Source organism: Mesorhizobium sp. M0060, assembly GCF_040323155.1.
In the GTDB taxonomy this organism is placed as follows: Bacteria; Pseudomonadota; Alphaproteobacteria; order Rhizobiales; family Rhizobiaceae; genus Mesorhizobium.
On the sequence record NZ_JAMYUP010000047.1, the window covers coordinates 37,720 to 45,325 of the forward strand.

Below are 7,606 nucleotides of genomic sequence, written 5' to 3' on the forward strand. Positions count from 1 at the left end.
TGACAGGCAGTTTCGAATGAAAAGCCCGATCTCGATCAAGCGCGGCACAGTGGCGGCGGTGTTCATCGATCTCCAGGAGGAGCACCGGCGGGACAACCGCTATCTGGTCGAAGGCTATGGCGACATCCTCGCCAATGTCCAGCGGCTGCAAGCAGCAGCCCGGGCCAATCACGTGCCCTTGTATCACTGGGCCTATATCGTCGATCTCGCCACTGCGCGGCCGTTCCATCCGGTCGAAGCGGACGGCAAGTCGGCCTTTTCCGACAAGGACGATCCGCTGACGGCTATCTGTCCGGAAGTGGCGCCTGCAGCCGGCGAGACGATGCTGGTCAAGACGCAGGCCAGCGCCTTTGGTGCAGGGCCCGCCGCCGAGCGGCTGAAGGCCCAGGGCATCGAATGGCTGGTCGTTGCCGGCGTCTGGACCGAGGCCTGCATCGATGCCACCGTCAAAGATGCAGTGGCGTCGGGCTTTCGTGTGCTGCTGGTCAAGGATGCCTGCGGCAGCGGCAGCACAGCGATGCACCAGACGGCCATCCTCAACCTTGCCAACCGGCTCTATGGCGGCGCCGTCACCACTACCGACGGCGCCTGCCGGCTGCTGGCAGGCGAGACAGTCGACGCCTGGCAGGTCGAGGGCTCGGTGCCGCTGCGCTTCAGCTATGAAAACGCTGCCCGGCTGTACGCCGAGCTCTGAGCGGGACCGCGCAGCGATGATCACTGAGGCCGACCAGCCCGAAACAGCAGAGCGCGGAAAATACCAGACGCTGCTTGAGCCTGAGCTGTGGGCCTATATCGACCGGGTCAACGAGTGGTATCCGCCCGAAATCGCTTTCATGCCGATCCACAGGCAGCGGGCGATCTATGACGCCATGTGCCGGGCGTTCCGCGAGCCCTATCCGGCCGGCGTCAAGGCGAACGACAAAACCGTCGCAGCAGCCGATCATGCGATCCCGGTCCGGCGCTACCAGTTGGCGGGCACGGAACCTCAGGCGATGGTCGTCTACTACCACGGCGGCGGTTTCGTGCTTGGCGGGCTCGACAGCCATGACGACATCTGCGCCGAGATCTGCGCCGGCACCAGTTTTGCGGTTCTGTCCGCCGACTACAGGCTGGCGCCCGAACATCTGCATCCGGCGGCCTTCGAGGATGCGCTGGCGGTGTTCGAATGGGCGGCGGCGCCGATCGGCCTGCCGATTGTGCTCTGCGGCGAAAGCGCCGGCGGCAACCTTGCCGCCGCGGTGGCGCAGGCAACACGCAGTAATCCCCGCCGCGCGATCGGCCAGGTGCTGATCTATCCCGAGCTGGGCGGAGACGAGAGCGCCGGCTCCTATGTCGAGCACGCCGGAGCGCCGCTGCTGACGTTGCGGGACATCGAATTCTATCGCCATATCCGGTCAGGGAAGGGACAGTCTCTGGACGACCCGACCTTTTCGCCGCTCAGCGATACCGACTTCTCCGGCCTGCCGCCGACGGTCATCGTCACCGCGCAATGCGATCCGCTGTCATCGGACGGCGAAGCCTATCGCGACCGCATCCTCGCCGCCGGCGGCAAGGCATGGTGGCGCGAGGAGCCGCGCCTCGTGCACAGTTTCCTGCGCGCTCGCAAGACCGTGCCGCGCGCCGGCCAAGCCTTCGAGCGCATCATCGCGGCTATAGCCGCGCTGGGTGGGGGTAAGTGGCCGGAGTGACGGTGTTCCGCTTTGTGTGGGTCCGGCCACGGGGACCAAGGTTGATTCAAACGCCGGCGATCTTCGCGCCCCTCTCTGTCCTGCCGGACATCTCCCCCACGAGGGGGGAGATTGGCAGCTTCGGCGCTGCACTCCTGCTGCAACGTTGAAGATTGGCGAAAGCCGTGATGACGTCCGATCTCCCCCCATGTGGGGGAGATGTCCGGCAGGACAGAGAGGGGCGCTGTCCCGCTAGCTTCTCGAAGGCTTCTGCACGGTGCAGTAAGCATAAGATCTCCCATCCTCCGATCTGCGGAACAGCGCACAACAACTGCGGAAATCCGAACACTTCCCCGCTCAGGCCAGCATTATCATCACCTCACGTAAGGCGCCCCTGCGAAACGCATCCACCCCCGCGGCGCGGTCGGTCGGAGGCGCCCAACAAAGAGGGACGACGATGAAGTTCATGCTGACCGATCGGAAATTGCATCCGCAGGCCGCGCCCGTCGCAGACGGCTTCAAGAAGGGCCAGATGAACCGGCGCGAATATTTTGCCACCATGGCCGCGTTTGGTGTCAGCGCTGCCGGCGCGCTGGCGCTTGGCGGGCTTGCTCCGTCACCGGCCAGGGCCGAGGAGCCAAAGCGCGGCGGCGTCTTGCGCGTCGCCATGAACGTCAAGGGCTGGAAGGATCCGCGCACGTTCGACGGCGTCGAGATGTCCAACGTCGCCCGCCAGTGCAATGAATATCTGGTGCGCTGGAACCGCGACTTCACCTTCGAGCCGTGGCTGCTGGAAAGCTGGGAAACCAGCGACGATGCCCGCGTGCTGACGCTGCATGTCCGCAAGGGCATCACCTGGTCGAATGGCGACACCTTCAACGCCGACGATGTCATCCACAATCTGACGCGCTGGTGCGATGCTTCGGTCGCCGGCAATTCGGTCGCCGCGCGCATGGGCGCGCTGGTCAACGCCGACACCAAGAAGGCCGTCGACGGCGGCATCGAGCGCGTCGACGACTTCACCGTGCGGCTCAACCTGCCCAAGCCCGACATTTCGCTGATTGCCGGCATGGCCGACTATCCGGCGCTGATCATGCACCGCAGCTATGAAGGCGACGGCGATCCGCTGAAGGCATTGGCGATCACCACCGGGCCTTGCGAACTCGTCGCATGGGACGCCGAGGTCGGCGCCGAAGTCCGCCGCAAGGAGAAGCCATGGTGGAAGGGCGAGTTCTATCTCGACGGCATCAAATGGGTCGACTACGGCTCCGATCCCAATGCGATGCTGTCGGCGTTCGAATCGGGCGAGATCGACACCGACCACGAAACCGCCTCCGATACGGTTTCGCAGACCGACTCCATGGGCCTGGGCAATTCCGAAATCGCCACCGGCTCGACCATCGTCGCGCGTTTCAATATCGGCAATCCGCCCTATGACGACATCAAGGTGCGGCGCGCCGCCCAGCTCGCCGTCGACAACGCCGCCGTGCTGAAGATCGGCATGGACGATCGCGGCAAGCCGGCCGAAAACCATCATGTCGGGCCGATGCATCCCGAATATGCCGATATCGGCCCAGCCGTGCGCAACATCGATCAAGCCAAGGCCCTGCTCGCCGAGGCCGGCAAGGCCGATCACGAATACGAGCTCATTTCGGTCGACGTCGACTGGCAAAAGAGCACCGGCGACGCAATCGCAGCGCAGATGCGCGAGGCTGGGCTGAAGATCAAGCGCACCGTGCTGCCGGCCGCCACCTTCTGGAACGACTGGAGCAAATATCCTTTCTCCTGCACCGAATGGCTCGGCCGGCCGCTCGGCGTGCAGGTGCTGGCGCTCGCCTATAAATCAGGTGCCGCCTGGAACGAGAGCGCCTATGCCAATCCGGAATTCGACAGCCTGCTCGACAAGGCGCTGGCAATGCCCGATCCCGCTGCCCGCAAGGAGATCATGGCGAAGATCGAGCAGAATCTGCGCGATTCCGGCATCATCATCCAACCCTACTGGCGCTCGGTCTACCGCACCTACCGCAAGGGCGTGCATGGCTGCGAGCAGCACCAGTCGCTCGAGCAGCATTTCGAGAAGGTCTGGCTCGAGGCGTGATCGCGGGTCTTTCCTTCTCCCCTTGTGGGAGAAGGTGGATTGGCGCGTAGCGCCAAGACGGTTGAGGGGTGCTGGACGGAGTGCGGTGGTGCCAAGCTGGAACACCCCTCATCCGACCGAGCTTCGCTCGGCCACCTTCTCCCCTTAGGGGAGAAGGTGGGGCCGCGTGAAGCCTAACCCCGGAATGGCAAGAACATCGCCTGTCCCGCCAGAGCGTTGTCGATCTTCGCGCCACACGGATCAGCCGGCGGTGCCCGCCCTTGAAATCTCCTGCCCGAGGCGCACCGTTTCCCGGACCAGCAGGTCCAGATCGTCGCGCCGGGTACGATGATTGTTGATCGCCACCCTGAGGCAATGTTGGCCATGCACCGTCGTGTCGGAAATGGCGGCGATGCCTTCTTCCTGCAGTCTCAGCATGATCTCGGTGTTGAGCGCCTTCAGGCGCCCGCCGTCCAGCCCGTCCGCGCGATAGCGAAAACAAACGATGTTGACGTTCGCTGGCGCCGCCAGTTCAAGCGCCGGTTCGGCCTCGATCAGCGCGCCGAGATAATGTCCCTGCGCGATGTTCTGGTCGATCAGCCGGCCGAACTTCTCGATGCCGTGCTCTCTCAGCGCCATCCACACCTTCAGCGCCCGAAATCCGCGCGTCGTCTGCAAGCCGAAATCGTGCAGCCAATGGCCGGAGGCGAGGCCGCGCGGCGTCGATTCCAGATATTCCGGCGTCACCGCGAACGTGCTGCGATGCGCGGAGGCATCCCTGATCAGCGCGCAGCCGACCTCGAACGGCGCATGCAGCCATTTGTGCGGATCGAGCGCGATAGAGGCGGCTCGTTCGATGCCGGCGACACGATGCGAGTTCTCCGGTGCAATGGCGAGCAGGGCGCCGATGCAGCCGTCGACATGGAACCAGAGGTCCTCTTTTGCCGCCAAGTCTGCCAGCGCTTGCAGATCGTCGATCGCGCCGGTGTTCACCGTGCCGGCCGTACCGATCACGCAGGCGGGCTTGAAGCCGGCCTCGCGATCCTCGGCAATCGCCGCCCGCAACGCAGCGATGTCGATGCGCAGCCCGGCATCGCTCGGGATGCGGCGCAGTGCCCGGTTGCCGAGGCCGAGGGCCTCCATTGCCTTGCGATGGCAGGAGTGGAGCTGGTCGGAGCCGTAGAAGCGCAGCGGCTTGTCGATGCCGGCAACGCCGTGCTCGCGCACATCGATGCCTGCCTTGGCGTTGCGCGCCACGGTCAGGCCGATGATGTTGGCCATCGAGCCACCGCTGACCAGCGTGCCGCTGGCCGTGGCGGGGAATCCCATCATCTCCTTGCACCAGTCGACGACCTGATTGTCCACCAGCGCGGCGGCATGGTTGCCGCCGCCGAGGTTGGAGCCCTGGATCGCCGCCAGGAAATCGCCGAGCGCGCCGGTGAAATTGCTCGAGCCCATATACCAGGACCAGAAGCGCGGATGGACGTTGCCCATCGGGTAGGGCATCAAGTTCCTGGTGACGTCGCCATAGATTTCGGCCAGCGGCGCCGGCGAACGCGGCAGCGGTGCCGTGAAGAACGTCGTCACCTCAACCGGCATCTCCTGCCACACGGGACGCTCTCTGACATCGCGCAGGTAAGCGACGGCATCGTCGACGATCCGATACGACAGGACCTGCACGTCGGCCCAGTTCGAGGGGTCAAGCGTTTCCTCGGGGGCCGTGACGGCCAATCCAGGCTTCGTGTCCATGCAGGCCGCTCCCGATGTGCCGCCGTCATGCCGGAAACTGGCAGCCGGGCGTCGACTGTGAAAGCGCGGTCTCCTCGGCGTCCATCTCGGCTTCGATGCCGTCGAACAGCGGCGTCGTCATATAGCGCTCGCCGGTGTCGGGCAGCATGCACAGGATCACCGAGCCGGGTGCAGCCTTTTCCGCGATCTGCCGCGCCACGGCAAAGGTCGCTCCGCCGGAGATGCCGGTGAAAATCCCTTCCTTCTGCGCCAGCGCCTTGGCCCATTTCATGCCCTCCGGCCCGGCAATCGGCACCACCTCGTCATAGAGGCTGGCGTCGATCGCCTCCTGCAGCACGTCCGGAATGAAGTCGGGCGTCCAGCCCTGGATCGGGTGCGGTTCGAAGGCCGGATGGCTGGCGGCAGGCGCGCCGCCGGCGCCGCGCTGCTGTGGCTTGCCGCTGCCGATCAGCTGCGCGTTGGCCGGTTCGGCGAGCACGATCCGGGTCTCCGGACGCTCCTGCCGCAGCACGCGCCCGACGCCGACGACGGTGCCGCCCGTGCCATAGCCGGTGACGAAGCAGTCGAGCCGCGACCCGGCGAAATCGTTGATGATCTCGCGCGCCGTCGTCGCTTCATGAATGGCGGCATTGGCCCTGGTCTCGAACTGACCAGCAAGGAACCAGCCGTTGGCTTCGGCCAGTTCCACGGCCTTCTTGTACATGCCAAAACCCTTCTGGGCGCGCGGCGTCAGCACCACCTTGGCGCCTAACATGCGCATCAGCTTGCGGCGTTCGATGGAGAAGCTGTCGGCCATCGTCACCACCAGCGGATAGCCCTTCTGGGCGCAGACCATGGCCAGGCCGATACCGGTGTTGCCGCTGGTCGCCTCGACGACCGTCTGCCCCGGCTTCAAGGCGCCGCTGCGCTCGCCCTCCTCGATGATGTTGAGCGCTAGCCGGTCCTTCACCGAGGCGGCAGGATTGAAGAACTCGGCCTTCACATAGATCGTGGCGTGGTCCGGTCCGAGATTGTTGATCCGGATCACTGGCGTATCGCCGACCGTGTCGAGAATGCTGTCGAACAGGCGGCCGCGCCCGGCGGTGGTTCTGATTTTCTGTTGATGCAACATGTCGATCTCCTCGCTTTGTCGTTGTCTTTTGTCGTCACGGGCCGGTTACAGACCGGTGGCTTGGGCGGCGAGGTTTCGAGACCTTGCCGCGCTACGGTTGCCTCGCAGGCAATGTGGCAATGCCAGCATCCGGCGCGGAAATTCGCTGCCGGATGCACCGTGTCGCGTTTGGTGATAAACCAAAGGCCGACTGGCCAGCGTGGGAGCAGGCGTGGAAACGCACGTGGAATCTGCCCGATCGAGCCTCGACGGCGGGGTGGTCGGCTTTTCCGTGCGCCTGCTTGGCCCGCTTACGATTATCCGCAACGGCACCTCCGTCGCGCTTCCGAAGTCGCGCAAGCTGCGCGCGCTGTTCGCCTATCTGGCGCTGGCGCCGCATCCTGTCGGCCGCAGCCGGCTCTGCGAGCTTTTGTGGGATGTGCCGAACGACCCGCGCGGCGAGCTTCGCTGGTGCCTCAGCAAACTTCGAGGCGTTCTCGACGAACCCGATCGCCCCAGGATTGGGAGGCAAGGTGACACGGTCGCGCTCGACCTGAACGGTGTATCCGTGGATGCCGTGGAGATTGCCTCGGCCGCGACGAAGGGAATAGAGACGCTCGAGCTCGAACGCCTGCTGGCTCTTTCCCGGCTGTTCGCCGGCGATTTCCTCGACGGGCTGGAGATCGACCGCAGCCCGCATTTCAACAGCTGGTTGACCGCTCAGCGCCGCCGCTTCAGCTCATGCCACGCTGCAGTGCTCGAGCAACTTGTCGAGCGTCTCCCCAGCGATTCCGATGACGCGTCCTCGCATCTCGAAAAATGGCTGGAGCTCGCCCCGTTCGACGGCCGTGCGCATCTGGCTCTGCTGGCCAGGCTCGCGCAGCGCGGCCAGTTCGGCGCGGCCGAGGAGCATGTTGCGGCCGCCGCACGGCACTTCGGGTCCGAAGACCTGGATTTCGCATCCGTTCGCGACGCATGGCGGGCAATCCGCTGCCAGCAGGGCCAGTCCTCATGGGCACAGTC

Annotated in this window: 6 protein-coding genes and 1 pseudogene; 4 read left to right on the plus strand and 3 right to left on the minus strand. The window is 65.0% G+C overall.

Features of this window, described 5'->3' with window-relative positions; all coding sequences use genetic code 11:
* Positions 1-16 precede the first annotated feature (16 nt).
* On the plus strand, positions 17-694 hold the full coding sequence (locus tag NKJ94_RS28825) for an isochorismatase family protein (protein WP_352530004.1): 678 nt from the start codon (positions 17-19) through the stop codon (positions 692-694).
* A gap of 16 nt (positions 695-710) precedes the next feature.
* The gene (locus NKJ94_RS28830; RefSeq protein WP_352530006.1) at positions 711-1,688 is read left to right on the plus strand and encodes an alpha/beta hydrolase; all 978 of its coding nucleotides are present in this window, start codon (positions 711-713) and stop codon (positions 1,686-1,688) included.
* A 5-nt stretch (positions 1,689-1,693) separates the two neighbouring features.
* Here NKJ94_RS28830 and NKJ94_RS28835 read toward each other — a convergent pair.
* Positions 1,694-1,969: pseudogene (locus NKJ94_RS28835) on the minus strand (hypothetical protein); the annotation flags it as partial.
* Between the two features lie 155 nt (positions 1,970-2,124).
* Here NKJ94_RS28835 and NKJ94_RS28840 point away from each other — a divergent pair.
* Positions 2,125-3,765 carry an ABC transporter substrate-binding protein gene (locus NKJ94_RS28840; RefSeq protein ID WP_352530008.1) on the plus strand — a complete coding sequence of 547 codons (1,641 nt, stop codon included), beginning with the start codon at positions 2,125-2,127 and terminating at the stop codon, positions 3,763-3,765.
* 240 nt (positions 3,766-4,005) lie between these two features.
* On the opposite strand, the gene NKJ94_RS28845 is transcribed toward NKJ94_RS28840, so the two are convergent.
* Together NKJ94_RS28845 and NKJ94_RS28850 are read right to left on the minus strand one after the other, a co-directional pair.
* Positions 4,006-5,493 (minus strand): pyridoxal phosphate-dependent decarboxylase family protein, encoded by a 1,488-nt coding sequence (locus tag NKJ94_RS28845; protein ID WP_352530010.1) that lies wholly within the window; start codon positions 5,491-5,493, stop codon positions 4,006-4,008.
* 25 nt (positions 5,494-5,518) lie between these two features.
* On the minus strand, positions 5,519-6,604 hold the full coding sequence (locus NKJ94_RS28850) for a PLP-dependent cysteine synthase family protein (protein ID WP_352530012.1): 1,086 nt from the start codon (positions 6,602-6,604) through the stop codon (positions 5,519-5,521).
* 223 nt (positions 6,605-6,827) lie between these two features.
* Between NKJ94_RS28850 and NKJ94_RS28855 the strand changes: the two genes are divergently transcribed.
* Positions 6,828-7,606 (plus strand): AfsR/SARP family transcriptional regulator (locus tag NKJ94_RS28855; RefSeq protein WP_502904222.1); only part of this gene is annotated, 779 nt, incomplete at its 3' end.